This is a genomic window from Streptomyces sp. NPDC001219 (assembly GCF_053597915.1).
The window spans coordinates 114,577-140,494 of sequence record NZ_JBSFJF010000011.1 but is presented as its reverse complement, the minus strand read 5'-3'; the positions used below and the strand labels follow the sequence as shown (position 1 = coordinate 140,494).

Genomic DNA, 25,918 nt, shown 5'->3' with positions numbered 1-25,918 from the left:
GCCGTCTGTGACCTCTCCGGAATTCCTCCCCAGCCATGTCGTCCCCCCGGAGGGTATGGCGAGCTGGTCGGCCCCGGACACCACCCGGCCGTCGGCACCGCTCGATCCGCTGCTGCCGGTCCAGATCGTCGACCGCCGCGGCGACTGGGCCCTGGCGATGTGCTCCAACGGCTGGTCGACCTGGGTCGACGGCCGGCTGCTGCTGGCCGTACCGCGCGACCCGCCGGCCGCCGCGCAGGGCGGCGCCCGGACCGCCGACCCCCGCCCGCTGCTGGGCGCCGCCGAGGGGGAACTGAGCCGGTACCGGAAGCTGATCGAGGAGCTGGCCGCCGGGCAGCTGGACGGGGAGTCGTTCACCGCGCGCACCCGCGGCACCCGGCTGGGCGTGGTCGTGGACGGCGATGCGCTCTGGCTCTACGACGCCCGGCACGAGCGGTGGTGCTACTGCGACGGGGTGTCGCTGCAGACCTACGCGGTGACGGCGGGGCCGTCCTCGCGGTCCGGGGAGCGGCAGGGGTCCGGGGTGAGCCCGGAGGCACGGGACGAGCCGGCGCCGGCCGGGTATCCGCCCACCCCTTCGGCCGCCGGGGCCGCCGGGCCGGAACCGGGCGCCGGAACACCGGGCCCCCCGGACGGGCCGTCCGCGCCGCCGACCCGCGCCTTCCAGCCCGGCGAGCGGCCACCCCCGCCGCCGAACCCCGTGGGTGACATCCGGTGAACGGCGGGCCCGGACCGTCCCAGGAGCGCTCCACCGCTCCCGACTCCTCCGGGCTGCGCGGGCGGCAGATCGCCGAGTACCTGCTCCAGGACGAGATCGGCCGGGGCGGGATGGCGGTGGTCTACCGGGCGGAGGACCTGCGGCTGGGCCGTACCGTGGCGGTGAAGCTGCTGGCACCCGAACTCGCCCGGAACGACACCTTCCGGCAGCGCTTCGCCCATGAGTCGCGGGTCGCCGCGGCGATCGACCACCCGCATATCGTGCCGGTCTTCGAGGCCGGGGAGACCGAGGGCGTGCTCTTCATCGCGATGCGCTACGTGCAGGGGCGGGACCTGCGGGCGCTGCTCGACCGTGACGGGCCGCTGCCGCTGGAGACCGCCTGCCGGATCGCCCTCCAGGTGGCCTCCGCGCTGGACGCCGCGCACGCGCACGACCTGGTGCACCGGGACGTCAAACCGGGCAACATCCTGATCGCCGAGGGCACCGACAGCGACCGCCCCGAGCACGCCTACCTCACCGACTTCGGGCTGACGAAGAAGTCCCTGTCGCTGACCGGGTTCACCAGCGTCGGCCAGTTCGTCGGCACGCTGGACTACGTGGCGCCCGAGCAGATCTCCGGCCGCCCGGTGGACGGCCGCTGCGATGTCTACAGCCTGGCCTGTGTGCTGTTCGAGATGCTGACGGGGGCGCCGCCGTTCCGCCGCGACGACGACATGGCGCTGTTGTGGGCGCATCAGTACGATCCGCCGCCGGCCATGACGGAGCTGCGGCCGGATCTGCCGGAGACCGTCGACGCGGTGTTCGCCCAGTCCCTGGCCAAGGCCCCGGAGAACCGCTACGAGACCTGCCGGGGTTTCGTGGCGGCGCTGCGCGCGGCGGGACGGGCCACGGTGCCCCCGGTGCCGGCCGGGACCCCGCAGGCGCACCCGATGACGCAGGTTGACGCCCCCGTGGACCAGGGCGGCCGGCGCAGCGCGGCGCCGCCGCCACCGCCGCGCTGGGCGACCCCGATGTTCCCGGGCCGCGCGGGGTAGCGCGCGGCGGCCGTCACGGCTTATGGGCGGCGGCCGTCACCGCTCCGGTGCCCCGGGCGGCGCCGGTGCCTCACCCCGATGGCGTACGCCCCGCGCGGCCAGGCTGCCGAGGACGCCGGTGACCAGCCCCCAGAGGAGGCCCACCCCCACCAGCCGGAGCAGCTGCGGCTCCAGGGTGACCGCGCCGCCCAGGTCGCCGCCGAGGTCGCCGACGCCGATCACGGAGAGCCCGTAATGGGCGGAGATCCGGGTGAGCAGGCCGACGGCGAACAGGGTGACCGCCAGCGCCACGGCCATCTCGACGCCGTGCCGCCAGGCGGGGCGCCGCACCGGGGAGCGGACCGCCGCGGTGAAGGCGGCGGCGAGCAGCACCACGGCCGCCACCGCCACCAGCAGCCAGGCCCGGCGGTCGTGCGCGGCGAGCGAGCCGAGGTCGAGGGTGCGCTGCCCGTGGGTGCGGAGCACCTGGTCGAGGAGGTGCGGCAGGGGCAGTCCCAGGGCCTTGTCGACATGTCCCACCCAGGCGCCGCCGGTGCCGATGCCCAACGCCATCCAGGCCAGGTTGGGCAGCCCGAGGAAGATGACGGCGAGGGTCTGGGACGCACGGTCCCCGGTGATGAGTTCGACGATGCCGGCGACCAGCCCGATCACGGCGTAGCCGAGCAGCGTCAGCACCATCGCGAACGCGGGCGGCCGTACGGAGTCCTGGTAGTGCAGCAGCCGGGGCGAGAGCGGGGCGCGCCGGGAGACCAGGAAGGTCAGCGCGAGCAGCGCCAGCACCCACAACAGCCCGACGCCGAGCGTGGCCGGCACATCGGCGCGGAAGCCGACGGTGGGGGTGGCGCCCAGCTCGGTGCCGATCTGTTCGGCGAGGTCGTCGCCCACCGAGATCCGGAAGCTGTGCCGGGCGGCGAGCGAGACCAGCAGCAGAAGTACCAGCCAGCACACCGCCGTTCGGGCGATCCGGGCGAGCAGCTCCCGGGTGCCGGCCACCGCGCGGTGGCGCAGCGGCAGCAGGAAGACGGCGGCGAGCACCAGCGCGCCGGCGAGCGTGACCGACAGCGGTACGACGTCCAGCGCCGCCTTGGCCTCCGCGATGACGCCGGCGTCGCCGGACAGCCCCACCGAGCCGCCGGCCGCGATGAGCACGGTGGCCGCGACCACGGACGGGAACGCGCCGCCGGGGAGGTCGGCGGCGCCGGCCGCCCACAGGCCGATCGCGGCGACCACGATCATGGTGACGATCCCCGCCACGGCCGCGCCGAGGGCCTGGGCCCAGGCGCGCAGGGCGGGCGGTGCGCCACGGGAGCGGTCCGGGCCCGGGGAACCGGCTGACGCGGGGCCTCGCATCTGGCTCAACCTCTCTTCTGCCGGTCGCGGGACGGCGGCAACCACGGTCCCGGGGCGGGATGTCGCATGCGCCGACGGGCGGCGGATGGTGCTTCACCTTCCGCCGTGGAGCACACATTTCCGTGCGTCTACCGCATGGCGGGCATGCACGCACCACCGTAAGCACCGAGCTGCCGCCCCGCTTGCGGACGGCGCCGCTCCCGGGCACACAATGTCCTTGACACAGACAAACACGGGCAAAATTCGCATAGCCGGATGGCCCACACGCGTCGGAAGAGGCACCCGTGACATCTCCCCCGCCGCCTGACAGCCACCCGACAGGGCCGCCGTCGGGCCCGCTCTCCGGTACGCCGTCCAGTCCCGGACACGAGCCGACACAGGTGGGCTCGTATCCCGGACAGGCACAGCCGGAGCCGCCCACCGCGCCCGGCTACCAGCAGCCTCCGCCGGGCGGCCCCGGCAAGGGCGGCGGGGGCGGTGGCGGAGGCGGCGGGGGCGGCCGCGGCAGGGGTGCCGGTGGCGGCGGGCCCTGGTGGAAGTCCGTGCCGCGGGTCGCGCTCATCGCGGGCGCCGTGATCGTGGCCGTGGTCCTCATCGTGGTCCTCACCCGTCCGGGGGGCGGCACCAGCGAGGTGTTCGCCGAACCGGTCGCCTCCACCGGCCCGGACCCGATGACCCCGTCGTCGGCGAACGAGTCCGCCCCGACCCCGTCCGCCACCCCGCGCAAGCCGTCCGGCGGCGGGAACAGCGAGTTCTCGGGCGCGACGCCCGGCCTCTACGGCGGCACCGAGAACAGCGCGAGCTGCAACGTCGAGAAGCAGATCAGCTTCCTGTCCGGCGACGCCGCCAAGAACCGCGCGTTCGCCGGGGTCCTGGGCAAGCAGCCGAACGACGTCCCTTCCTATCTGCGGACGCTGACGCCCGTTCAGCTGACCTATGACACCCGGGTCACCAACCACGGCTTCAAGGGCGGCAAGGCCACCACCTTCCAGTCGGTCCTGCAGTCCGGCACCGCGGTCCTGGTCGACTCGTACGGGGTGCCACGGGTGCGCTGCAAGTGCGGCAATCCGCTGACACCGCCGACGGCGCTCAAGGGCGACGTGAAGACGGTCGGCAGCAAGTGGCCCGGGTACCAGCCCTCGAACTCGGTCGTCGTCACCCCCGCGAAGTCCAAGATCAAGGAGTTCACGCTGCGCGACCCGAAGACGGGCAAGTGGTTCAAGCGTCCCGACGGCACCACCGGCGGCGAGGACCGCTCGACGAGCGCACCGCCCGAGACGCCCAGCGGGCCCGCCTCGTCCCAGCCGCCGCCCGGCCAGTCACCGCCGCCCGGCCAGCCCAGCCCCGGGACCACGGGACAGTCCAACGGGGGCACCGGCACCGCGCCCGGTACCTCTCCGTCGCAGAACGGCGGCGCGACGGGCGGGTCCAACGGCGGCTCGACCGACACGTCCACCGGCGGCGGAGGCACCACCAACGGCGGCAGCACCACCGGCGGAAGCACCGACGGCGGCAGCACGACCGGTGGCGGGAACAACGGCGGCAGCACCACCGGCGGGAACACCGGTGGCAGCACCACCGGCGGAGACACGGGCGGCACCACCGGCGGCAGCACCGGTGGCAGCACCACCGGCGGGGACACCGGCGGCGGGGGCACGACCGGCGGGAACACCGGCGGTCAGTCGACCCAGGGCGGGGCGACCGGCGGCGGGTCCTCCTGACACCGGGCACACCGGAGGAGATACGAGGCGACGGGCGGCCGGAAAGGCCGTCCGTCGCCTTTTCGTGCTACCGATATCGAACTGTGTCCTAATCCTCCGGCATCCGGGACAACCCTCTCGGCGGACAACCCCTCTGCTAAGGCGGCGGGGGCATTGGCGGCTCCTGACGGCGACCCCCTCACGGGGCCGGGCCCCGCCACTGACAGTTGTTCTGCTCTGGAGGGATACCCGTGCACGCCGGACCACGTCGCCACTCCGCCCGGTTGCTACCCGCCCTGACCGCGGCAGCCGCGCTGCTGACCGCGTGCGGGCCGGGCGGCGCGTCGAAGGCGGACCAGCCCGCGACCAAGGTGACCGTCACCCCGGCCGCCGGGAACACCCCGGCCAAGCTCGGCTCACAGATATCCGTACGGGCCAAGGGCGGCAAGCTCACCTCGGTCGAGGTCGAGAACGACAAGGGCGGCAAGGTCGCCGGACAGCTCTCCGGTAACGGCGCGTCATGGGCCTCGGACGGCAAGGTCATGCCGGACACCACCTACACCGTGCGGACGAAGGCCACCTCCGACGGGGGCAAGGAGTCCGCGGCCACCTCGAAGTTCACCACGGAGGAGGCCGGCAAGGTCAACAAGCTCACCAACACCCCGTCCGGCGGGCAGACCGTCGGCACCGGGATGCCGGTCTCGATCCTCTTCGACAACCCGATAGCCAAGGACCGGCAGGCCGAGATCGAGCGGGCGCTGAAGGTCACCACCCAGCCGAAGGTCGAGGGCTCCTGGGGCTGGGTCAAGGACTACTCGGGCAAGGACCGGATCGACTGGCGGCCCAAGGACTACTGGCCGTCCGGCACCAAGGTCTCCGTGAAGGGCGCGCTGTCCGGCATCAACTCCGGTGACGGCGGCTGGTTCGCCCGGGACTACAACTTCGGCTTCACCATCGGCGCCGACCACAAGGCCGTCATCGACGTCCCCTCGCACACCATGACGATGTACGAGAACGGCAAGAACGTCGGCAGCATCTCCGGCTCCGCCGGTTCCCCGCAGGACCCGACCCGCGGCGGGGTGCACACCGTCCGCAGCAAGAACGCGGCCGAGACGATGGACTCCGCCACCATCGGCCACGGCAGTGAGTGGATGCTGGACTCCAAGTGGGTCACCCACCTCACCGCGTCCGGGACCTTCCTGCACTCCGCCCCGTGGAACAAGTCGATCGGCGTGGAGAACAACAGCCACGGCTGCTTCGGCATGACCACCTCGGACGCCAAGAGGGCCTACGACTTCCTGACGATCGGCTCCACGGTCGAGGTGAAGGGCACCACCAACACCAACAAGACCGATGTCGGCAACGGCCTGGAGGTCTGGCAGGAGAACTGGCAGGAGTGGAAGCAGCGCAGCGCGCTGGACTGACCCCGCGCCACGGTAGATGAGACCTGGACGCCGCCGCCCCGATGACCGGGCGGCGGCGTCCGTCGTGTGTCAGCGGATCTCGCCCGCCGTGCGGCGGTAGGTGGAGCGCCGGTCCTCGATCTCGGCCCAGCGGTCGCCGTAGACGTTCTCGATGATGCCCGGCTGCCGCAGGAAGTCGTGCGGGAAGCCCAGCGGCACCGCGCTGGTCTGTTCGAGCCGGGCCAGCGCGTCGGCGTCCAGTGAGACGCCGGTGGCGCCGAGGTTGTCGCGGAGCTGGCTCTCCTTGGTGGCGGCGATGATCGGGATGATGTTGCCGGGCCGGCTGCGCAGCCAGGCCAGGGCCACCTGCGCGGGGCTCCAGCCGCCCTGCTCGGCGATCTCCAGCACCGCGGTGACGGTCTCCTCCTCGTTGTGGTCCCGCGTGACGCTGCCGTCCCCACCGGCCAGCCGGCCGGTCTCCCCGCGGCGGTACTTGCCGGTGAGCTTGCCGGCCGCGAGCGGTGCCCAGGCCAGCACGGCCAGGTCGAAGGCGCGGGCCTGCGGCAGCAGTTCCCGCTCCGGCGTCCGCTCCAGCAGGTTGTAGCGCAGCTGCGAGCCGGCGAACGCGGTCCAGCCGCGCAGCTCGGCAAGGGTGTTGGCCTGCGCGATCTCCCAGGCGGGCCAGTCGGACACCCCGACGTAGAGCACCTTCCCCGAGCGCACCACGTCGTCGAGCGCCCGCATGACCTCCTCCACGGGCGTGAAGTTGTCCCGTGCGTGCACCCACAGCACGTCGAGGTGGTCGGTGCGCAGCCGCGCCAGGCTCGCCTCCACCGACCGGACCAGGTTCTTGCGGTGGTTTCCCGCCGCGTTCACATCGCCCTGACGGGTCGCGCAGGTGTACTTGCTCGCGAGGACGAAGCGGTCCCTGCGGCCCTCCAGCAGCTCCCCGAGGAGGCGTTCGGAGGCGCCGCCGGTGTAGTTGTCGGCGGTGTCGATGAAGTTCCCGCCGGCGTCCGCGTAGGTGTCCAGGATGCGGGCGCTGGTGTCCCGGCCCCCGTCCTCGCCCATGGTCATGGCGCCCAGGCTCAGCTCGCTCACCCGCAGACCGGTCCTGCCGAACAGTGTGTAGCGCACGTGGTTCCCTTCGTTCCGCGACGGCGGTAGGTCGTGCGCCCACGCTAGGAGCTGGAGCGCACTCCAGGGCAAGACGGCGCTCCCGGCGGGCCGTTCGCGCAGCCGGGGCGCCCGCCTGGTGCGGCGGGCGCCCCGGGTTCCGCCGGCGGACCGGCGGAACGAGCGTCGTGGAACGGGCCGTGGTCCGCTCAGCCCGTGATGATCGCCGGGTCGCTCACACCCGGCTCCCCGGTCTCCACATGGCCGGCGAACCGGCGCAGGAAGCCGCCGTCCGTGTCGGAGGTGACCGACAGGTCGTACCAGCGCTTGCTGCTGCGCAGGTCGAAGGCGTGCTTGACGGTGGCGCCCGCGCGGACCGGGAAGGTCTCACTGGCGCCGCCGTAGGCCTGGGTGACGGTGAGGTGGCAGTCGGTGCCGCCGTGGTTGGTCATGGTGAGTTCGACGCGGCCGGCGGTCGCGTCGTGGCGGGCGGTGACCTCGGGCCCGGCCTTCTTGCCGGCGCCCTTGAAGGTGCGCAGGAAGCCGTTCGGGCCGTGGACGGTCAGGTCGTAGACGTCCTTGGAGTAGGCGGTGTTCCAGGTGTCGGAGATCTTCTTACCGGCCTCCGTGGTGTACGACCAGGGGCCGTCGGTGCGGTTGCCGCCGGTGACGGTGAAGCAGGCGCCGGCCTTGTCGCCGCTGCGGAAGGTGAGGGTGTAGCGGCCGCTGGAGGGGGTCGCCGACCCGTCGACGAGCGGTGCGTACGGCAGCGGGCGGGTGGGGCGGGAGCCCGGCTCCTGCTTGGGCAGCACGGGGTTGGCCGGCGGCTTCGGCACATAGCTGTCGTGCCGCTCCTTGTCCGGCGGCTGGAAGCCGTCGGTGGCGGGGAGCGCGGCCGGCTTGGTGTTCTCCAGGCCGAAGTCGAAGGCGGAGGTCAGGTCGCCGCAGATGGCGCGCCGCCAGGGCGAGATGTTCGGCTCGTGGACACCGAAGCGGCGCTCCAGGAACCGGATGATCGAGGTGTGGTCGAAGACCTCGGAATTGACGTAGCCGCCGGTGCTCCAGGGCGAGACGACGATCATCGGGACGCGCTGGCCGAGGCCGTAGGGGCCGGCCGCGTACTTGGCGTTGCCGCCGAAGCTGTCGAGCGTGGTGTCCACGGTCGACTTGCCCTCGTCGGCGGAGGCCGGCGGGAAGGGCGGGGCCACGTGGTCGAAGTAGCCGTCGTTCTCGTCGTAGGTGACGAGCAGGGCGGTCTTGCTCCACACCTCGGGGTTGGAGGTGAGCGCGTCCAGCACCTGGGAGACGTACCAGGCGCCGTAGTTCGCGGGCCAGTTGGGGTGCTCGGAGAAGGCCTCGGGGGCGGCGACCCAGGAGACCTGGGGCAGCTTGTCGGCCTTCACGTCGGCCCGGAGCCGGTCGAAGTAGCCGTCGCCCTCCTTGGCGTTGGTGCCGGTGCGGGCCTTGTCGTAGAGCGGGTCGCCGGGCTTGGCGTCGCGGTACTGGTTGAAGAAGAGCAGCGAGTTGTCGCCGTAGTTGCCGCGGTAGGCGTCGTCGATCCAGCCCCACTTGCCGTCGGCATCCAGGCCGTCACCGATGTCCTGGTAGAACTTCCAGGAGATCCCGGCCTTCTCCAGCCGCTCCGGGTAGGTCGTCCAGCTGTACCCGGCCTCCTCGTTGCCGAGGACCGGGCCGCCGCCCGAACTGTCGTTGCCGACATGGCCCGTGTACATGTAGTAGCGGTTGGGGTCGGTCGCCCCGATGAAAGAGCAGTGGTACGAGTCGCAGATGGTGAAGGCGTCGGCGAGCGCGTAGTGGAACGGGATGTCCTTGCGCGTCAGATGCGCCATCGTCCCGGCGGTCTTGGCGGCTATCCAGTTGTCGTACTTGCCGTTGTTGCGGGCCTTGTGGCCGCCCGCCCACTCGTGGTCGAGACCCTCGATGAACTGCATGCCGAGGTCCTCGGCGTCCGGGTGGTAGGGCAGCACCTCCTTGTCGCCGTCCGGCTGGTGCCAGACGGACTTCCCGCTGTCGAGGATGAACGGGCGCGGGTCACCGAAGCCGCGGACGCCCTTCATCGAGCCGAAGTAGTGATCGAAGGAACGGTTTTCCTGCATCAGTACGACGACGTGCTCGATGTCGTTGATGGAGCCGGAGCGGCGCTTGGCGGGGATGGCTGCGGCACGGGCGATGCTGCTCGACAGGGCCGAGGCGCCCGCGGTGGCGCCGGCGATCTGGAGGAAACGCCGCCGATTCAGTTCAGGCATGGGCTGGGGAACCTCTTCGCGTGTGGGGGAGTTGGCGAAATGACGGGTGCTGGTGTGCGGTTGTGTGAGGAGTGGTGCGAAACCACGGTTCAGCAGAGTGTTCCAAGAGGAGCGAGCGCCAGGGAAGGGGGGGTGTCGCAGATATGGCACATCGAGGTACGTGCGACGAACTCCCTGGTGGGCGCGCCGTACAACCACCTGTGGGCATTTCGAACAAGGGGGAGCAATGGGACAGGGCAACGATCAGGGCGTGGCCGGGGACGGCGGGGCACCGCTGCCGGAGGAGATCGCCGCGGGCAACGCCGGCCAGGCCAGGACCTGGAACGGGGACGAGGGACTGTACTGGGCCCAGCAGCGGGAACGGCAGGAGGCGAGGTATCGCCGGCTCACTCCGCACCTGATGGCGGCGGCCGGGATTCGGGCGGACAGCCGGGTGGTGGACATCGGATGCGGCAGCGGCGGTACGAGCCTGGAGGCGGCGCGGACCGCGGCACAGGGGTCGGTGCTCGGTGTCGACGTGTCGGCGCCGATGCTGGCCGAGGCCCGGAAGCGGGCCGCAGGGTCCGGGCTGCCGCGGGTCACCTTCGAGCGGGGGGACGCACAGGTCCACCGCTTCGCGGACGGCGCCTTCGACGTCGCGATCAGCCGTTTCGGCGTGATGTTCTTCGCCGACCCGGAGGCGGCGTTCGGAAACATCGCCCGAGCGCTGCGTCCGGGCGGACAGGTGGCGTTCCTGTGCTGGCGGGGCGTGCGGGACAACGCCTATCTGACCGTGCCGATGGGCGCCATCGCCCCGTATGTACAGCTGCCGGAGCTCGATGCGCCGGGCGCCCCGGGCCCGTTCTCGCTCGCCGACGCGGACCGGATCACGAAGCTGCTGGACAGCACCGGATTCGACGGGATCACGATCGGCGCCGTCGACGAGCCGATGTGGATGGGAACCGACCCGGACGACGTGGTGGCCTACCAGCTCGCCATGCCGGAGTCGCGCGCGATGCTCGCCGAGGCGAGTGCGGAAGCGCGGGCCAGGACAGCGACCGCGTTGCGGGACGCACTGGCCGAACACCAGGGCCCCGACGGCGTCACGCTCGGCAGCGCGGCGTGGCTGGTGACGGCTCGCCGGCGGTGACCGGCCCGACAGCCCGGATGCGGTGACGGACCGGGAGGTGGCCACCCCGCTCCTCGTGGACGGAGTGGCCACCGGTTCCGTCAGCCCATCGCCGCCTCCAGCCCGGCGGCCGGGGCCAGCCGGCCGGTGCGCTGCAGTCCGTGGAGGGCGGCACCGCACGCCAGGCCCAGGGCCGCGAGGGCGATCCAGGGCAGCGCGGGCAGTCCGGCCGACCGGGAGGCGTCCAGCGCGGCGCCGGTGAGCAGGTTTCCGAGGGTGATGCCGATTCCGCAGATGGTGTTGTAGAGCCCGTAGTGGGTCGCCACCAGGCGGTTGCCTGACAGCCGGACGATGGTGTCCATCTCGAACGGGTAGGTGATCATCGTGCCGAGGGCGAGCAGCAGTGCGCAGAGCGCCGGCGGGACGGCCGCGAGGGCCCAGCGGCCGGGCCCTCCGGCCGGCACCGGCAGTGCCGTGGCGGCCAGCAGCGGGACGAAGGCCAGCCCCATGGTCAGCAGGCCCAGGGCGAGGGCCCGGCCCGCCGTCATCCGGGCCTTGCACCAGCGGGTCACCCTGGTCTGCCCGAGGATGGTGGTCAGCCCGGACACCGCGAACAGCCCGGCCACCGCCACGGTGCCGGACTCCCCCTCACCGGCCAGCCGCCGTACCTCCAGCGGCAGCGCCAGATAGACCTGGAACGACAGCACATACGAGCCGATCATGGCGCCGGAGAACAGCAGGAACGGCGGGTTGGCCAGCACCTCCCGCCACTGGGACAGCAGACCGTTGCGCCGGGCGGCCTCGTCGTCCGCCGCGGTCTCCTCGCCGCGGGCCGGCAGCGCACGGATCTGCACGACGCTCAGCAGCGCGAAGATCCCGGCCGCGACCAGGCAGGTGACCCGGAAGTTGACGCCGGTGAGCACCATCCCCACCAGCGGGCCGAGCAGGATGCCCGCCTGGTAGAAGACGTTGAACAGCGCGAACGCCTCCAGCCGCCGGTCGCCCGCGGCGGCGGCCAGATAGGCCCGGACCGCCGGGTTGAACAGCGCGCCGGCCAGTCCGGTGGCCCCGGACGCCGCCAGCAGCGCGGGCAGCGAGTCCACCAGCCCGAGCGTCGCGAAGCCGAGCGTCCGCAGCACACAGCCGGCCACGATCAGCGGCTTGTAGCCGAAGCGGTCGGCCAGCGTGCCGCCGACCAGGAACATCCCCTGCTGGCTGAAGTTGCGGACGCCCAGGACCAGTCCGACCAGCCAGCCCGCCAGACCGAGCGTCCCGGACAGATGCGCGGCCAGATAGGGCATCAGCATGTAGAAGCCGAGATTGATGGTGAACTGATTGGCCATCAGCATCCGGGCGCTGCGGTCGTAGGAACGGTACTGGGTGAGCATGCCGGTCACCGGGCCTCCCCCGCACCGTGGGCGGACGCCTCGCCGGACGGTCCCGCAGCACCGGACGGGCCGAGCGGATCGACGACCTGAGCGCACCGGCTCCAGACGGTGACCTCCCGCTCCCCCAGCCGGCTCAGGGTCTGCGGCCCGTCCGCCGGCGGGGCGTCGAGCAGGCCATGGGCAGCGCAGTACTGGTCGTCGTACACCGTGCTCAGATAGCGCTGCGGCCCGTCGGGGAAGACGGCCGCGATCCGGGTGCCGGCCGGCTCGGTCCGGCTCAGCCAGCCGGCGACCAGCGCGACCGCTCCGACGCTCCAGCCGCCGGTGGCGTAGTGCGAGGACGCCAGGGTGCGGCAGGCCCAGACCGCTTCGGCCGGTGCGACCCAGTGCACCTCGCTGAACTGGTCGTAGGCGACATTGCGCGGATAGATGCTCGATCCGAGCCCGCGCATCAGCCGGGGCCGGGCGGGCTGTCCGAAGATGGTCGAGCCGATGGTGTCGACGCCGACGAGCCGCAGCTGCGGGTAGAGCTGGCGCAGCACCCGGGACACCCCGGCGGAGTGCCCGCCGGTGCCCACACTGCACACCAGGACGTCGATGTGCCCCAGCTGGGAGGCGAGTTCGAGGGCCAGCGGCAGATAGGCGGTGGTGTTGTCGGGGTTGTTGTACTGGTCCGGGCACCAGGAGCCGGGGTGCGCCGCGAGCAGTCCGCGCACCCGGTCGCGGCGGGCCTGCTGCCAGCCGCCGCTGGGGTGCGGCTCGGCGACGATCTCGACCTGGGCGCCGTACGCGGTCAGCAGCCGGGTCATCGAGGACTCCAGGCCGGGGTCGGTGACCAGGCTGACCGGATGGCCGTGCACCATTCCGGCGAGGGCCAGGCCGAGGCCGAGGGTGCCGCTGGTGGATTCGATGATCCGGGCGCCGGGCTGCAACTCGCCGCGGGCGCGGGCCCGTTCGACCATGTGGAGTCCGGGCCGGTCCTTGATGCCGCCCGGGTTGCGGCCTTCGAGCTTGGCCCAGAAGCCGCGGCCGGGCGGGGTGAGCGGCTCGGAGATGTGCAGGACGGGGGTGTTGCCGACCAGGCCGGGGATGCCGGAGGCGGGGGCGGTGCCGGGCGCCGGGGCGGCGGGGACCGCGGGAGAGGCGGAGCGGGCCGCCGTGGGGAGGGAGTGCATGGTTCGCTCTCGTTCGGTGGTGCGGGATGGACGGGCGCGCATCGCGGACCGGCCGTGGTGGCCGGTCGCGGCGGCGGCTCCTATATCCGGCACCTGCAGAGAGCGGCGAGGGTGGACCGGCCGCCGCGCACCGGTCTGCGCTGCCCGGCCCGGCCCCCCGCGGCCGGGCGGCGGGCGGCCGCGACCCGCGCGGCGCCCGTGAGGACGGCGGGCGCCGCGGCCCCCTCCGCCCCGCCGGCCGGCCGGCCCTCCGGAAGATGGCCGGACCGGCCGGGCACACACGCGGAGCCGTGGTGCCCGGCGTCCTCTTCGGCGGCCACACGGGCGGGCGCGACGGCCACGGAGGCGGACGGGCCCGAGGCGACCTGCGCGGCGCCGAGCGCACGGTGGTGGCCGTCGGCCCCGTCGGCGCACGGGAGCACCACGGACAGCAGTCCGGCGACCAGGAGCAGCAGGACGGCCGGCCGACGGCGGCGTAAGCGGGCGTCCCTCAGCCGCCGGGCGCCCCTACGGAAGCGGGCACGGCGCAGGGAGGGGGCACCACTGGGGACGGGACGACGGAACGGAAGCCACAACGGGACGCGGAACGGCACAGGTTCTCCGTGGGACCACCGCCGCGGCGGCGCGGCACACGCTCACCGGCGGACGGCATCGGCAGGGGCGATCCGGAAATCGGCCGGAATCTAGACCTGCCGCACGACGGAGGACGCTGTGCCGCGCAACGGTGGAAGGGCGCTCCGGGCGCCGTCGGACGCCCCGGACCGGCCCTGCACGGGCGGGTCCCAGGACGTGCCCGCCGAGGGGGCGGGGCAGGGCGGCGGCACGGCGGCGCCCTGCTGCGGCTGGCCCGAGACACACAGCTCGTCGGTGTGCTGCCCGGGAGCGTCGGGCTGGCCGGAGTGGGCCGGGTGTTCGGGTGCGAGCCAGCTGTCCTGGCCCGCTTCGGCGGCGGCCGTGGCGACCGGCAGGGCGTTCACCAGGTGGCCCTCGGCGGTCTCGGCCCGTGCCCCGTGGGCGACCAGCACGCTGATCAGCAGGGCGGCCAGCCACAGCACACGGAACGGAACCGCTGAACCGCGGTTCCGCATCCTGCCGTTGGCCGCCCTGACCGTTGCCATGCCGTGATCGTAACCGCGGCGGGCGGCCGTTGCCGGTATCCCCGCGCCCACAGGTGCATATCGGCCGGTGGGCGCGGCGCGACAGGGGGCGTCAGCGCCTCACCGGTTTCCGTGACGGCGTGTCAGGCGGTGGGTCAGACCAGCGCGCCTTCGGACGCCACCGCGGAGGAGGCGGCCGGAGTGGCCTCCGCCGCGGTCTCCGTGGCGGCTTCCCACACGGGCTCGACGGGCGGTTCGACCGGCAGGGCCGGGGGCACCGCCGGCTGGCCCTTCGCGTCGGGCACGCTGCGCAGCGGGGTGCGGCTGGTCAGCGGCGACTTGCGGGCCGCCTCGACCCGGCGGGTGAACCAGATGACCTTGCCGTCCGGGGTGCCGCAGGTGCCCCAACTGTCGCTCAGTGCCGCCACCCTGGAGAGTCCGCCGTCGGCGGCGCTGAGCAGCTTCGGCAGGCGCGGCCCCTGGTCGGCGACGGAGGCGGTGAGGTGACGGCCGGTCCAGCGGAGCTCGACGACGCACGGGGCGTCCGGGCCGATATGGCGATGGACGTTGGTCAGGAGTTCCGCCACTCCCCGGCACACGGGCGGGATATGCAGCTCAAGGTCCCAGTACCGCAGGTGCGCGGCCAGAATCCGCCGGATCTGCGGCACACGCTCCGCCGAAGCATGCAGTTCGACCGTGTAGTGCCGGTCGCCGGGAAGTGTCATGTCGTGGCTCCTCACCGCGAGGCTCACGCCCTTCACCTCGTTGGACCAACGAACCCCGAAACACGAAGAGTGAGCATTAATCACGTATGGGTCATTTGTCATGGTGACCCGGTGGGACGGGTTCCGCAACTGATCTTGGTTTAGCGGAGTCCGCCGGCCCGGCCCGCTCCCGGCCGGTCCGGGAGCCGCGGCAGGACCTTGTCCGGGGTGAGCGGGAGGTCGCGCAACCGGACGCCGGTGGCGTGCCAGAACGCGTTGGCGAGCGCCGCCGCGGTGCCGACGATGCCGATCTCCCCGATGCCCTTGCTGCCCATGGGGTTGAGGTGCGGGTCCTCCTCCTCCAGCCAGTACGCCTCGATCGGCGGGACATCGGCGCAGGCCGGCACGTGGTACGAGGCCAGGTCGCGCTCGGCGAAGTCGCCGAAAGCGGGGTCCAGACCGCTGCCCTCCATGAGCGCCATCCCCAGCCCCATGGTCATCCCGCCGATGAACTGGGAGCGCGCGGTACGGGAGTTGAGGATGCGGCCGGCGGCGTAGACGCCCAGCATCCGCCGTGTCCGGACCTCCCCGGTGACGGTGTCGACCTGCACCTCGGCGAAGGTGGCACCGAAGGAGTGCCGGGCGTACGGGGAGCGCTCGGCCGTCTCCCGGCGGGTGTCGGCGGCGGCCGTCAGCCCGTCGTCCGGGAGCGGTCCGACGTGGTCCCGCAGCCGGTGCCGCAGCTCCGTACAGGCCTTGTGGACGGCCCAGCCCCAGGAGGCGGTGCCCGCGGAGCCGCCGGCCAGCATGGCGGGCGGCAGGTCGCTGCTGCCGATCTCGATGCGGACGCGTTCGTCGGGCACGGCCAGCACACCGGCGGCGAGTTGCGCGAGGACGGTGCGGGCGCCGGTGCCGATGTCGGTGGCGTTCACGCGGATGCGGTAGGTGCCGTCGGCGGCGGCGTGCGCCTCGGCGGAGGAGGCGGCGATGAGGACGGGGTAGGTGGCGGCGGCGACGCCGGTGCCCAGGAGCAGGTCGCCGACGCGGCGGACTCCCGGCCGCGGGTCCCGGGGCCGCCAGCCGAAGCGCTCCGCGCCCTCCCGCAGACAGCCGACCAGGTGCCGGCTGCTGAAGGCGCGGTCACTGTCCGGTTCGGTGTCCGGCTCATTGCGCATCCGCAGGTCGACGGGGTCGATGTCCAGGAGGACGGCGAGTTCGTCGACGGCCGACTCCAGTGCGTACATCCCGGGGGCCTCGCCCGGTGCGCGCATCCAGGAGGGCGTCGGGACGTCGAGCGGGACGACGCGGTGCACGGTGCGGCTGTTCGGCGAGGTGTACATGACGCGCGCCGGGACGGCGGCCTGCTCGACGAACTCGGTGACGGTGGAGGTGTGGGTGGCGGCCTCGTGGGCGAGGGCGGTGAGGACACCGTCGTCGCCCGCACCGAGGCGCACCCGCTGGATCGTGGGGGCGCGATGGCCCACGACGGCCGGCATCTCCCGGCGTGGCAGGGAGAGTTTGACCGGGCGCCCGGTGTGGCGGGCGGCCATCGCGGCCAGCACGACCTGGGGGCGGGGCGTCCCCTTGGAGCCGAAGCCGCCGCCGACGTGCTCGGAGACGACGGTGATCTCGCTCCGGTCGAGCCGGAACAGCGCGGCGAGGTCCGCGCAGACCTTGGTGGCGCCCTGGCTGGAGTCGTGGACGGTCAGATGCCCGTCGCTCCACCGGGCGGTGGAGGCGTGCGGCTCCATGGGGTGGTTGTGCAGCGGGGGCACCGTGTAGGTGGCGTCGACGGTGACCGGCGCGGCCGCGAACGCCCCCTCGAAGTCGCCGCGTTCGCGGGTGCCCGGATGGCCGCCGTTGGCGGTCTCCGCGTCGTACAGGCCCGGATGGCCCGCGGTCAGCCGTACGTCGTGCGCGGTGGTCTCGTAGCTGACGCGGACCGCCCCGGCGGCGGCGCGGGCGGCCTCCAGGCTGTCGGCGACGACGAGCGCGACGTACCAGCCGCGATGCGGCACCCGGTCGTCCTGGAGGAGCGACAGCGTCGGATCGTCGGCGGCCGCGAGGCGGGGCGCGTTCTCGTGTGTCAGCACCGCGTACACCCCCGGCAGGGCGAGCGCCGCCGCGGTGTCCACTGCGGTGACCCGGCCCCGGGCGACGGTCGCGGGCACCGGCCAGGCGTAGGCGCAGCCCGGCGGGGTGTGTTCGGCCGCGTACCGGGCGGTGCCGGTGACCTTCTCCCGTCCTTCCCGGCGGACGAGCGGGGCGCCCAGGGGGTACGGGAGTGGGCCGAGCGGGAACGAGTCGGGGCTCATGGCGCGCGTCCTTGGGTCGGGGCCCGGGGCCGGGGCGGGGCCGGGTCGGCGGTGGCGTCCTGGTGGTCCTTGTAGTGGGTGCGGGAGGGGTGGGTGCGGAGGGGGTCGGTGGCGGGTGGGGGTCGTCAGCGGTCGTCGGGCGGGGCGGCGAGCCCGGCCAGCACGCCGACGGTCAGGCTGCGGGCGAGCGCGACCTTGAAGCCGTTGTCGCGCAGCGGCCGGGCGGCGGTGAGTTCGGCGTCGGCGGCGCGGGCGAAGGTGTCCTCGGTGGCGGGCGCGCCGTGCAGCACCTCTTCGGCGGCGCGGGCGCGCCAGGGCCGGTGCGCCAGCCCGCCGAACGCGAGGGCCGCCCGCCGTACGGCGCCGTCGTGCACCTCCAGTACGGCGGCGACGGAGACCAGGGCGAACGCGAACGAGGCGCGGTCGCGGGCCTTGCGGTAGCGCGAGCGCGCGCCGGGGACCGGCGGCGGCAGCCGGACGGCGGTGACGAGTTCGCCGGGCCGGATCACGGTGTCCTGTTCCGGGCGGTCGCCGGGCAGCCGGTGGAAATCGGTCACCGGCACGGTGCGCTCCCCGTCGGGGCCGTGCAGCTGCACCTCGGCGTCGAGGGCGGCCAGCGCCACCGCCATGTCGGACGGCTGGGTGGCCACGCAGTGCTCGGAGTGGCCCAGTACGGCGAGATCGCGGTGCGCCCCTTCACGGGCCGGGCAGCCGGTGCCCGGCTCGCGCTTGTTACAGGGCTTGCTGATGTCCTGGAAGTACAGACAGCGGGTGCGCTGGAGCAGATTGCCGCCGGTGGTCGCGATGTTCCGCAGCTGCCCCGAGGCCCCGGCCAGCAGCGCCTGCGACAGGACCGGGTAGCGGTCGCGGACGGCGGCCGCCGCGGCGAGATCGCTGTTGCGGACCAGCGCGCCGATCCGCAGCCCGCCGTCCGGAAGTGCCTCGACGCGGTCGAGCGGCAGCCGGGTGACGTCGATGAGCAGCCGGGGCGCCTCCACGCCCAGCTTCATCAGGTCGACGAGGTTGGTGCCCCCGCCGAGGAAGCGGGCGCCGGGCTCGTCGGCCGCGGCCCGTACCGCCTCCTCGACGCTCGTCGCCCGCAGGTACCCGAACGGTTTCATCGCGCCGCCTCCTGGCCACCCGCCCGGAGGGCGGCGTCCCGGACCGCTTCGACGATCCGCGGATAGGCGCCGCAGCGGCAGAGGTTTCCGCTCATCCGCTCGCGGATCTCGTCGTCGGTCAGCTCGACCGGGGTCCCGGAGTCCGCGGTGGGCGCGGTGACATGGGACGGGAAGCCGTCCGCCACTTCGGTCAGCACGCCGACGGCCGAACAGATCTGGCCGGGCGTGCAGTAGCCGCACTGCAGGGCGTCCCGCTCCAGGAAGGCCTGCTGCAGGGGGTGCAGCCGCTCCCCCTCGGCCAGGCCCTCGACCGTGGTGAGCCGGCACCCGTCCTGTGCCACGGCCGGCAGCAGACAGCTGTTGGCGCGCCGCCCGTCGACGAGCACGGTGCACGCGCCGCACTGTCCGTGGTCGCAGCCCTTCTTGGCGCCGGTCAGGCCGAGACGTTCGCGGAGCAGGTCCAGGACCGTGGTCCGGTGGTCCACGGTCAGTGTGTGCGTCACTCCGTTGATGTGCAGCACCACGGAGGACCGGTGGCCGTCCGCCGACGGCGCACCGCCGGTCTCCGGATGATGGGTGGACTCCACTCACTCACGCCTTTCCGATCCGGGCCGCGAGGGGCGGCCGGGTGAGCCGGGCCGCTGCCCTGCGCCGTGGCCGTGGTTGCCCGCCGCTTCGGTCATGGAGCCGGGGCCGCTAACGGGTCTCCAGCCGCAGCTCGACTTCCTTCTCCTGGTCACCGGCCGCCGTCCCGAGGACCTTCACGGCGAACGCGGACTCCAGGCCCTTGCACAGCTGGTCGACCGCCCAGTAGCCGCCCTGGAGGCTGACCAGGACGGGCGCGGTCAGCCGCCGCGGCTCGGCGGTGGCCTTGCGCTCACTCACGTCGAAGGTCGAGGTCCACACAGTCGAACCCGCCCCGGCCACCTCCTCGGGCACGTCGTCCGCCGCCCGGTCGGAGCTGAAGGAGGTACGCAGCGCGCTGAAGACCGCGTGCGCGTCCTGCGTCGCGCAGCTCTCCAGCTCCACCATCACCTCGGCCGATACATGGTCCGCGTGTGCCGCCTGCTTCGCGCTGTTCACTGTGGGGCCTTTCCGCCGTCCTCCGGGAGCCGAACGCTTCCAGGCTCGCCCGGCGGCCCGGTGTGTGCGACCGGAGGCACGAACGAGTGGTTTGAACGGGCGGCAACCGCCCGGCACCCGACCCGGAAGTTACGCTGCGTAGTCAGTGCGAGCGTTCTGTGACCGGAGCTGCCGCACGCGCAGCGTCCCGCCCTCGCAGCAGCCCTCGTCGCCCCAGCCGGACCAGCCAGAGGAGCCCTCGTTGACCAGCGCCACGATCGACCAGAAAGCCACCGGCTACACCGTCCGCCACGCACTCTCCATGGCGCGCGCCTCCGCGCTCGCCTACCAGGACGAGCAGACCATCGAAACCACCGCCCGGGAATGGGGCTTCGACCGGGTACGGCACCACCACACCACCTTCCGTCCACCGTTCCCGCTGGAGGACACCGAGGCGTACACCCTCGGCGGACACAGCATGATCATCACCAGCTTCCGGGGCACGGAGCCGGTGGAGCTGCGCGACTGGCTGTCCGACGCCACCACACCACCGTGGCCCGGCCCCGGCGGCAAGGGCTGTGTCCACTACGGCTTCGGCCAGGCGCTGGAGGCCGTCTGGCCGCAGGTCCGGGCCGCCATCGACGCGTTCCGCGACAACCGCCAGACGGTGTGGTTCACCGGCCACAGCCTCGGCGGGGCGCTGGCGATGCTGGCCGCCGCCCGGCTGCACTTCGAGGAGCCGCGGGTCACGGCCAACGGCGTCTACACCTTCGGCCAGCCGCGCACCTGCGACCGGCAGCTGTCCAAGGAGTTCAACACGGCCTTCTCCGACCGCATGTACCGCTTCGTCAACAACAACGACATCGTGCCGCAGCTGCCCCCGGAGCCCGCCTTCCACCATGTCTCCGCGCTGCGCTACATCGACGCGAGGGGCGCCATCCACCACACCATGCCGCTGCTCCACGGGCTGGTGGACCGCGCTCAGGGCTTCACCGCCGACCTCCTCGCGCCCGCCTCCGACGGCGTCCGGGACCACTTCATGGACGCGTACCTCAACGCACTGGAGAAGAACCAGAACTGACGCTTCGGGCGGGGCCCGGCCCGGAGGGGGCAGGTGGGGTCGGGTCCGCCGCGGCCCGGTGGCCGTGCCGGTCAGACCGGCTGGGTGAGGTTGACCGCGTTACCGTCCGGGTCCTGGATATGGGCGACCCGCTGGCCCCAGGGCATGTCGTTGGCCGGACCCAGCACGGTTCCGCCGAGCGGGCCGACCCGGTCCAGCAGGGCATCGACGTCCTGGACGGCGATGCTGAGCAGAATCCGGGTCGGGGTGCCGGTCTCGACGCTCCGGTCCGCCACGATGCCCAGCTCCGAGCCACCGACCCGCAGCATGACGAAGAAGACCGGCCCCTCCTCCGGCACCCGGGTGATCTCCTCGGCACCGGCCAGCCCGGCGTAGAAGGCCTGCAGCCGGTCGAGGTCAGGGGTGACGATCACCGGCTGGACGGCGACGGCATCAGGAGCGGGGGCGGGTTCGGGAGCGGGGGTGGCAGACATGGCGTCCTCCGGGTGCGTGATGGTGGGGTCGGTGAGGTAGACCGCGTTCGGTGGGCCGATTCATCGGTGGGGAGGAGAGGAGTCCGCCGGCGGAGGGTTCAGCGGCCGGTGCGCGCGGCGGTGAACGTGACCTCGCTCATCGACGGTTCCGGGCCCACCGTCGTTCGCAGAAGGCCGACCAGCAGCAGCGCCTCCACAGGACGGAGCGGCTCCCCGCCCCCGACAGCGCGCACCGGCTCCCCACCCCCACCCGGCCGCGCGGCCCCGACACCGCTGCCTACAGCCCTCTCCACCGTCCCGCACCGTCCTCGACGCCTCCGCCATTGCCGCACCCTCCACCGCTTCCGCCGTCACCGCCACCGCCACACCCTCCATACTCACCACGGCGCGCCCCGGCCGCTTCTTCATCGCCGGCGCCACGGAAACCGGCCAGGCGGCCGCCCGCGCCGGGCCGGTCGCCCCTCCGCTCCCCGCCCCTCCCCGGACACGCGCCGCTGAGCCGTCCGGCCGCACATCGTTGCCACGGGCATCGAGCTGGGCGGATCATCCGATACGGATACCGCTACGGAACGCCGTACGCACATGCGGCGGAACGGGATGAGAGCACCGGGACGACGCGAGGAGAGCCACCGTGGAGCCAGCCACCGTCAACGGCCACTGCGCACCGGGATTCACCGGCGTACGGGACGCGTTCGAGCGGAACTTCAGCGAGCACGGTGACGTGGGCGCGGCGGTCGCGGTGACGGTGGACGGCGAGACGGTGGTGGACCTGTGGGGCGGCCACGCGGACGCCGCGGGGACCCGCCCGTGGGAGCGCGACACCCTGGTCAATGTCTACTCGACGTCCAAGGGGATGACCGCGCTGTGTGCTCATCTCCTGGTGGACCGGGGCGAGTTGGACCTCGACGCGCCGGTGGCCCGGTACTGGCCCGAGTTCGGGCAGGCCGGGAAGGAGGACATACCCGTGCGCTGGCTGCTCAGCCACCGGGCCGGTCTGATCGCGCCCCGTGAGCCGCTGCCCGCCGGGCACGCCTACGACTGGGACCGGGTGTGCGCCGTCCTGGCGGCCACCCCGCCGTGGTGGGAGCCGGGCACCGCGCAGGGCTATCACGCGGTGACCTTCGGATACCTCGTGGGCGAGGTCGTACGGCGGATCACCGGACGGTCCCTGGGCGCGTTCCTGCAGAGCGAGATCACCGGGCCGCTGGGCGCGCGGGTGTTCATCGGCACGCCCGCCGAGGAGCACGCCCGCTGTGCCGACATGGTCGGGCAGCTGGACGAGGCGCGGCTCGCCGAGCAGTTCCCCGGTGCGCCGAAGCCGCCGTACCGGTCGCTCGCCGACCATCCGCTGACCGTCGTGATGCTGGCGCTGACGTACATCCCGACCGGCGATGTCAACAGCGCCGCCTACCGGTCGGCCGAGATCCCGGCGGGCAACGCCCATGCCGGCGCCCGCGGGCTGGCGACGGTGTACGGCGCGCTGGCGGGCGGCTCGCTGGTGGGGCCCGGCACCCTGGAGGCGATGCGCCGGTCGCAGAGCCTGCCGGGTGAGCGTGATCTGACGATCGACGCGCTCGCCCCGGCCGGGTACGAGCACCGCTGGGGCCTGGGCTACATGCTCAACCACCAGGGCCAGGCGGGACCCAACCCGCGGGCGTTCGGACACGGCGGCGCGGGCGGCTCCTTCGCCTTCGCCGATCCGGAGAACCGGCTGTCGTACGCGTACACCATGAACAGGTACGGCGGCGGCACGACGGGCCAGGACCCGCGCAACGCCGGGCTGGTGCGGGCGGTGTACCGGGCGCTGGCGCGGCAACGGGGCCGAGGCGGCGGTGACCTGCCGGGTGGCGGGTGACGCTGCCGGTCGGCCCGGCCACCCGCCGTGCCCGCCCGCCCCGGGCGTCTCGCGCCCCAAGGCACCCCACCCCCGGTCCCGCGCGGCCCGTGCCGGCATCCCTCCTGGTGAGAGGGGCCGCGCCGCCCCTCCCCGGCCCGGAAATCCGACCCGGCCATCCTCGTTGCCGAGCGCAATAATGGGAGGTGCGGCATGCATCCGGCCTGGCGTGAGCGCCACGGCCCGGGGAAAGGGCGTGGTGATCATGGAACGGGACACCGAGACGGTTCACGAGGCGTACGCGTTCGTCTGTCTGCACTGCGGGCACGGCTGGGAAGAGGAGTACGAGATCCGGCACACCACGGATCTGGCCGGCCACCGGCGCGCCGACTACTTCACCCGGGGCGTCCGTGTCGCCTCCCCGCTGACCCGCGCCGACTGCCCCTCCTGCAACCGCGGCCCGATCCGGATTCTGCGCCCCGGCCGGGTCAACTCGACCCGCCCCTACCTCGCCTGACCCCCTTCACCCACTCCTGACGCCTCGTCACCATCCGGCGTACAACGGGTGGTTGGCCAAATGGGCGAGGGCGGCCTGGGCGGTCAGCCAGGTCCGTCGGCGGGCGGTGGACAGGCAGGGCGCAGGCGGGCCGCCGCCGCCCTCGCCGCCGGTGACCAGCACACGCGCATGCCGGTCACGCCAGGCGCGGCAGTGCGCTCCGCCCCCATGTCCGGGGCGCCGCGTCAAGGGTCCCTGAGATCCGCATGCCCCTCCCGCGCGGGCGCTCCCCGCTGGTGCGGGCCACTGCGATTCGGTAACAGCACGCATTCGAGGTATTTCGGTACGGCATATGTTGCATATGCTCAGGCCAGAGGCCGGAGGGGCGCTTTCGGACACTCCGACGGCCGACGGCCCTCTCGTCCGAACCCTTCACCTGAGACCGCCGGAGAACGCCTTGGCCATGGAGAACGAGGAGCGGCGCACCGGCTCCCGGGTGCTGGCCGTGCTCCCGTACGCGGTCATGGCCGTGGTCACCGCGGTTGACCTCATCGCGGGGCCGGGGGTCGGGTTCCTGCCCCTGGTGTCGCTGGGGCCGGCGTTCGCGGGGCTGGTCGGCGGCTGGCGGCGGACGGCCGTGGTCGGGCTGACGGCGTTCCTGCTCTGCCTCGGGCTGGGGGTCTACAACGGGCTGTTCGACACCCGGCGCGGGCTGACCGCCCTGCTGACGGTGGCCGGGGTGACCGCGGCCGGGGTGGTCGCCGCGGTGATGCGGCAGCGCCGGGAGGCGGAACTGGCCAGCGTCCGGTCGATCGCCGAGGTCGCCCAGCGGGTCCTGCTGCGGCCGGTGCCGCGCGGCGCCGGCCCGCTGCGGATCGCGGTGTCGTACACCTCGGCGCTGGCCGAGGCCCGGATAGGCGGTGACCTGTACGAGGTGGTGACCTCGCCCGCCGGGGTGCGGATCATCGTCGGCGATGTGCAGGGCAAGGGCCTGGAGGCCGTGGAGAGCGCGGCGGTGGTGCTGGGGGCGTTCCGGGAGGCGGCACATGACGAAGCGGACCTGCCGGCGGTCGGCGCGCGGGTGGAGCGGGCGCTGAACCGTCATCTGTCCGGCGAACGGTTCGTCACGGCGGTGCTCGCCGAGATCGGCGACGGCCCGCGTGCCACGCTGCTGAACTTCGGTCATCCGGCGCCGCTGGTCGTCCGCCCCGACGGCACGGTCGGCTTCGCCGCACCGCCCGACCGCGCGCTGCCGCTCGGCCTCAGCCTGCACGGCACCTCGGCCCCGGTGCCCTACGAGGTGCCGTTCGCCCCCGGCGACCAACTGCTCTTCTACACCGACGGCGTCACCGAGGCCCGTGACGCGGCGGACCGCTTCTACCCCCTCGACGAACGCGCCGCGCTGCTCAAGGACCCCGACCCGGAGACGGCGCTGCGCGCGGTGCGCGAGGACCTGGTGGAGCATGCCGAGGGGCCGCTGCACGACGACGCGGCGATGCTGCTGGTCCGCTACCGGCCGGGCCGGTGAACGGGCCGCAGGTCAGCGGCGGCCCGACCGGTTCTCCGGCCGTTCGGCGCCGGCGAGATGGCGGAGCAGGGCGGTCCGCACCGGGGCCGGCCGTTCCACGTTGGCGAGGTGGGCGGCGCCGGACAGTTCGAGCAGGCTCGCGTCCGTGATGCCGTCGGCGAGTTCGCGGGCGTGGGCGGGCGGGGTGGCCGGGTCGGCGCGGCCCGCGACGACGAGTGCGGGGGCGGTGATCCGGGCCAGGCCGGTGCGGAGGTCGTAGTCGGCGAGGGCGTCGCAGCAGGCCGCGTAGCCGGCCGGGGCCACCGACCGGCGCACCGCCTCGACCAGGGCGGTGGCCTGCGGGGAGTGTGCGAAGGCCGGGGTGAACCAGCGGCTCGCGGCGGCCTCCGCGATCGGCCCGAGACCCGACTTCCGTACCAGCGCGGCCCGTTCGTGCCAGCCGGCCGGCTCGCCGAACCGTGCGGAGGAGCAGAGCAGGGCGAGCGAGACGATCCGCTCCGGGTGATGGGCGGCGAGCCAGGCCCCGACGGCGCCGCCGAGCGAGATCCCGGCGTAGGCGAACCGGTCGAGGCCGAGCGCGTCGGCGAGCCCGAGAACCAGCCGGGCCAGGCCGGCGACGGTGGCGGGCGCGGTGCCCAGCACTCCGGCGGGGGTGCCCCCGTGGCCGGGGAGGTCCCAGCGGATGACGCGGTGGCGCCGGGCCAGGGCAGGGAGCTGCGGGTCCCAGACGGCGAGCGAGGCACCGAGCGAGGGCCCCAGGAGGAGCGGCGGGGCGTCGTCCGGTCCGTCCACGGTGTGGTGCGGGAGCGGGGCGGCGGGCGGGTGGGTCATCCGGACTCCTGTGGGCGGCACTGGGGACGTTCCAGTGTGCGGCCCGCGACCGCGCCGGCGGAGCACGGGGGTTGGTGCGGCCGGGGCGGTGCCCCGCTCCACGGTGCGCGGGGCCGT

General features: G+C 73.5%; 25 protein-coding genes. 9 read left to right on the top strand and 16 right to left on the bottom strand.

Features of this window, described 5'->3' with window-relative positions:
- Positions 1-7 precede the first annotated feature (7 nt).
- Both ACWC9R_RS09965 and ACWC9R_RS09960 read left to right on the top strand, forming a co-directional pair.
- Positions 8-718, top strand: coding sequence for a hypothetical protein (locus ACWC9R_RS09965; RefSeq protein WP_450730117.1), 711 nt, complete (start codon positions 8-10; stop codon positions 716-718).
- Positions 715-1,752 carry a serine/threonine-protein kinase gene (locus tag ACWC9R_RS09960; RefSeq protein ID WP_450730115.1) on the top strand — a complete coding sequence of 346 codons (1,038 nt, stop codon included), beginning with the start codon at positions 715-717 and terminating at the stop codon, positions 1,750-1,752. The genes ACWC9R_RS09965 and ACWC9R_RS09960 overlap by 4 nt, the downstream gene beginning before the upstream one ends.
- A 36-nt stretch (positions 1,753-1,788) precedes the next feature.
- Here the strand turns inward: ACWC9R_RS09960 and ACWC9R_RS09955 are convergent, their stop codons facing one another.
- Positions 1,789-3,102, bottom strand: coding sequence for a streptophobe family protein (locus ACWC9R_RS09955; RefSeq protein WP_450730165.1), 1,314 nt, complete (start codon positions 3,100-3,102; stop codon positions 1,789-1,791).
- 380 nt (positions 3,103-3,482) lie between these two features.
- On the opposite strand from ACWC9R_RS09955, the gene ACWC9R_RS09950 reads away from it, so the two are divergent.
- Both ACWC9R_RS09950 and ACWC9R_RS09945 read left to right on the top strand, forming a co-directional pair.
- Positions 3,483-4,823, top strand: a complete 1,341-nt coding sequence (locus ACWC9R_RS09950; protein WP_450730113.1) for a DUF6777 domain-containing protein — start codon at positions 3,483-3,485, stop codon at positions 4,821-4,823.
- Between the two features lie 230 nt (positions 4,824-5,053).
- The gene (locus tag ACWC9R_RS09945) at positions 5,054-6,226 is read left to right on the top strand and encodes a L,D-transpeptidase family protein (protein WP_450730111.1); all 1,173 of its coding nucleotides are present in this window, start codon (positions 5,054-5,056) and stop codon (positions 6,224-6,226) included.
- 69 nt (positions 6,227-6,295) lie between these two features.
- Here the strand turns inward: ACWC9R_RS09945 and ACWC9R_RS09940 are convergent, their stop codons facing one another.
- A complete protein-coding gene (locus ACWC9R_RS09940) occupies positions 6,296-7,342 on the bottom strand; it encodes an aldo/keto reductase (RefSeq protein ID WP_450730109.1) in 1,047 nt (348 codons plus the stop codon).
- A gap of 188 nt (positions 7,343-7,530) precedes the next feature.
- A complete protein-coding gene (locus ACWC9R_RS09935) occupies positions 7,531-9,588 on the bottom strand; it encodes a phosphocholine-specific phospholipase C (protein ID WP_450730107.1) in 2,058 nt (685 codons plus the stop codon).
- Between the two features lie 226 nt (positions 9,589-9,814).
- Here ACWC9R_RS09935 and ACWC9R_RS09930 point away from each other — a divergent pair, with 226 nt between their 5' ends.
- Entirely contained in the window at positions 9,815-10,717 is a 903-nt protein-coding gene (locus ACWC9R_RS09930) for a class I SAM-dependent methyltransferase (RefSeq protein ID WP_450730105.1), read from the top strand.
- Between the two features lie 80 nt (positions 10,718-10,797).
- Here ACWC9R_RS09930 and ACWC9R_RS09925 read toward each other — a convergent pair whose 3' ends face one another.
- The 9 genes from ACWC9R_RS09925 to ACWC9R_RS09885 all read right to left on the bottom strand — a co-directional run bounded on the left by ACWC9R_RS09925 (position 10,798) and on the right by ACWC9R_RS09885 (position 19,579).
- The gene (locus ACWC9R_RS09925) at positions 10,798-12,084 is read right to left on the bottom strand and encodes an MFS transporter (RefSeq protein WP_450730163.1); all 1,287 of its coding nucleotides are present in this window, start codon (positions 12,082-12,084) and stop codon (positions 10,798-10,800) included.
- A gap of 5 nt (positions 12,085-12,089) precedes the next feature.
- On the bottom strand, positions 12,090-13,259 hold the full coding sequence (locus ACWC9R_RS09920; RefSeq protein ID WP_450730103.1) for a PLP-dependent cysteine synthase family protein: 1,170 nt from the start codon (positions 13,257-13,259) through the stop codon (positions 12,090-12,092).
- Between the two features lie 80 nt (positions 13,260-13,339).
- Positions 13,340-13,852: a hypothetical protein gene (locus ACWC9R_RS09915; protein WP_450730101.1), complete on the bottom strand. Its 513-nt coding sequence runs from the start codon at positions 13,850-13,852 to the stop codon at positions 13,340-13,342.
- Between the two features lie 90 nt (positions 13,853-13,942).
- Complete coding sequence (locus tag ACWC9R_RS09910; protein WP_450730099.1) at positions 13,943-14,377, bottom strand: hypothetical protein; 435 nt, start codon at positions 14,375-14,377, stop codon at positions 13,943-13,945.
- Positions 14,378-14,511: 134 nt separating this feature from the next.
- Positions 14,512-15,081: an ATP-binding protein gene (locus ACWC9R_RS09905; RefSeq protein WP_450730097.1), complete on the bottom strand. Its 570-nt coding sequence runs from the start codon at positions 15,079-15,081 to the stop codon at positions 14,512-14,514.
- A gap of 140 nt (positions 15,082-15,221) precedes the next feature.
- On the bottom strand, positions 15,222-17,375 hold the full coding sequence (locus ACWC9R_RS09900; RefSeq protein ID WP_450730095.1) for a xanthine dehydrogenase family protein molybdopterin-binding subunit: 2,154 nt from the start codon (positions 17,373-17,375) through the stop codon (positions 15,222-15,224).
- A 125-nt stretch (positions 17,376-17,500) separates the two neighbouring features.
- On the bottom strand, positions 17,501-18,496 hold the full coding sequence (locus tag ACWC9R_RS09895; RefSeq protein ID WP_450730093.1) for an FAD binding domain-containing protein: 996 nt from the start codon (positions 18,494-18,496) through the stop codon (positions 17,501-17,503).
- Positions 18,493-19,083: a (2Fe-2S)-binding protein gene (locus ACWC9R_RS09890; protein WP_450730091.1), complete on the bottom strand. Its 591-nt coding sequence runs from the start codon at positions 19,081-19,083 to the stop codon at positions 18,493-18,495. Before ACWC9R_RS09890 ends, ACWC9R_RS09895 begins: the two co-directional genes overlap by 4 nt.
- Positions 19,084-19,192: 109 nt before the next feature.
- Positions 19,193-19,579: a hypothetical protein gene (locus tag ACWC9R_RS09885; protein WP_450730089.1), complete on the bottom strand. Its 387-nt coding sequence runs from the start codon at positions 19,577-19,579 to the stop codon at positions 19,193-19,195.
- A gap of 241 nt (positions 19,580-19,820) precedes the next feature.
- Between ACWC9R_RS09885 and ACWC9R_RS09880 the strand changes: the two genes are divergently transcribed.
- Positions 19,821-20,639 (top strand): lipase family protein, encoded by an 819-nt coding sequence (locus ACWC9R_RS09880; RefSeq protein WP_450730087.1) that lies wholly within the window; start codon positions 19,821-19,823, stop codon positions 20,637-20,639.
- Between the two features lie 71 nt (positions 20,640-20,710).
- Here the strand turns inward: ACWC9R_RS09880 and ACWC9R_RS09875 are convergent, their stop codons facing one another.
- Positions 20,711-21,112: a VOC family protein gene (locus ACWC9R_RS09875; protein ID WP_450730085.1), complete on the bottom strand. Its 402-nt coding sequence runs from the start codon at positions 21,110-21,112 to the stop codon at positions 20,711-20,713.
- 98 nt (positions 21,113-21,210) lie between these two features.
- Positions 21,211-21,345 (bottom strand): hypothetical protein, encoded by a 135-nt coding sequence (locus tag ACWC9R_RS09870; protein ID WP_450730083.1) that lies wholly within the window; start codon positions 21,343-21,345, stop codon positions 21,211-21,213.
- A 398-nt stretch (positions 21,346-21,743) separates the two neighbouring features.
- On the opposite strand from ACWC9R_RS09870, the gene ACWC9R_RS09865 reads away from it, so the two are divergent.
- The gene (locus ACWC9R_RS09865) at positions 21,744-22,967 is read left to right on the top strand and encodes a serine hydrolase domain-containing protein (protein WP_450730081.1); all 1,224 of its coding nucleotides are present in this window, start codon (positions 21,744-21,746) and stop codon (positions 22,965-22,967) included.
- A gap of 208 nt (positions 22,968-23,175) precedes the next feature.
- Complete coding sequence (locus tag ACWC9R_RS09860; protein WP_450730079.1) at positions 23,176-23,463, top strand: hypothetical protein; 288 nt, start codon at positions 23,176-23,178, stop codon at positions 23,461-23,463.
- Between the two features lie 27 nt (positions 23,464-23,490).
- Here the strand turns inward: ACWC9R_RS09860 and ACWC9R_RS09855 are convergent, their stop codons facing one another.
- Positions 23,491-23,625, bottom strand: a complete 135-nt coding sequence (locus tag ACWC9R_RS09855; RefSeq protein ID WP_450730077.1) for a hypothetical protein — start codon at positions 23,623-23,625, stop codon at positions 23,491-23,493.
- A gap of 280 nt (positions 23,626-23,905) precedes the next feature.
- On the opposite strand from ACWC9R_RS09855, the gene ACWC9R_RS09850 reads away from it, so the two are divergent.
- Positions 23,906-24,970: a PP2C family protein-serine/threonine phosphatase gene (locus ACWC9R_RS09850; protein ID WP_450730161.1), complete on the top strand. Its 1,065-nt coding sequence runs from the start codon at positions 23,906-23,908 to the stop codon at positions 24,968-24,970.
- 12 nt (positions 24,971-24,982) lie between these two features.
- Here the strand turns inward: ACWC9R_RS09850 and pcaD are convergent, their stop codons facing one another.
- Entirely contained in the window at positions 24,983-25,801 is an 819-nt protein-coding gene (gene pcaD, locus ACWC9R_RS09845) for a 3-oxoadipate enol-lactonase (protein ID WP_450730075.1), read from the bottom strand.
- Positions 25,802-25,918 lie beyond the last annotated feature (117 nt).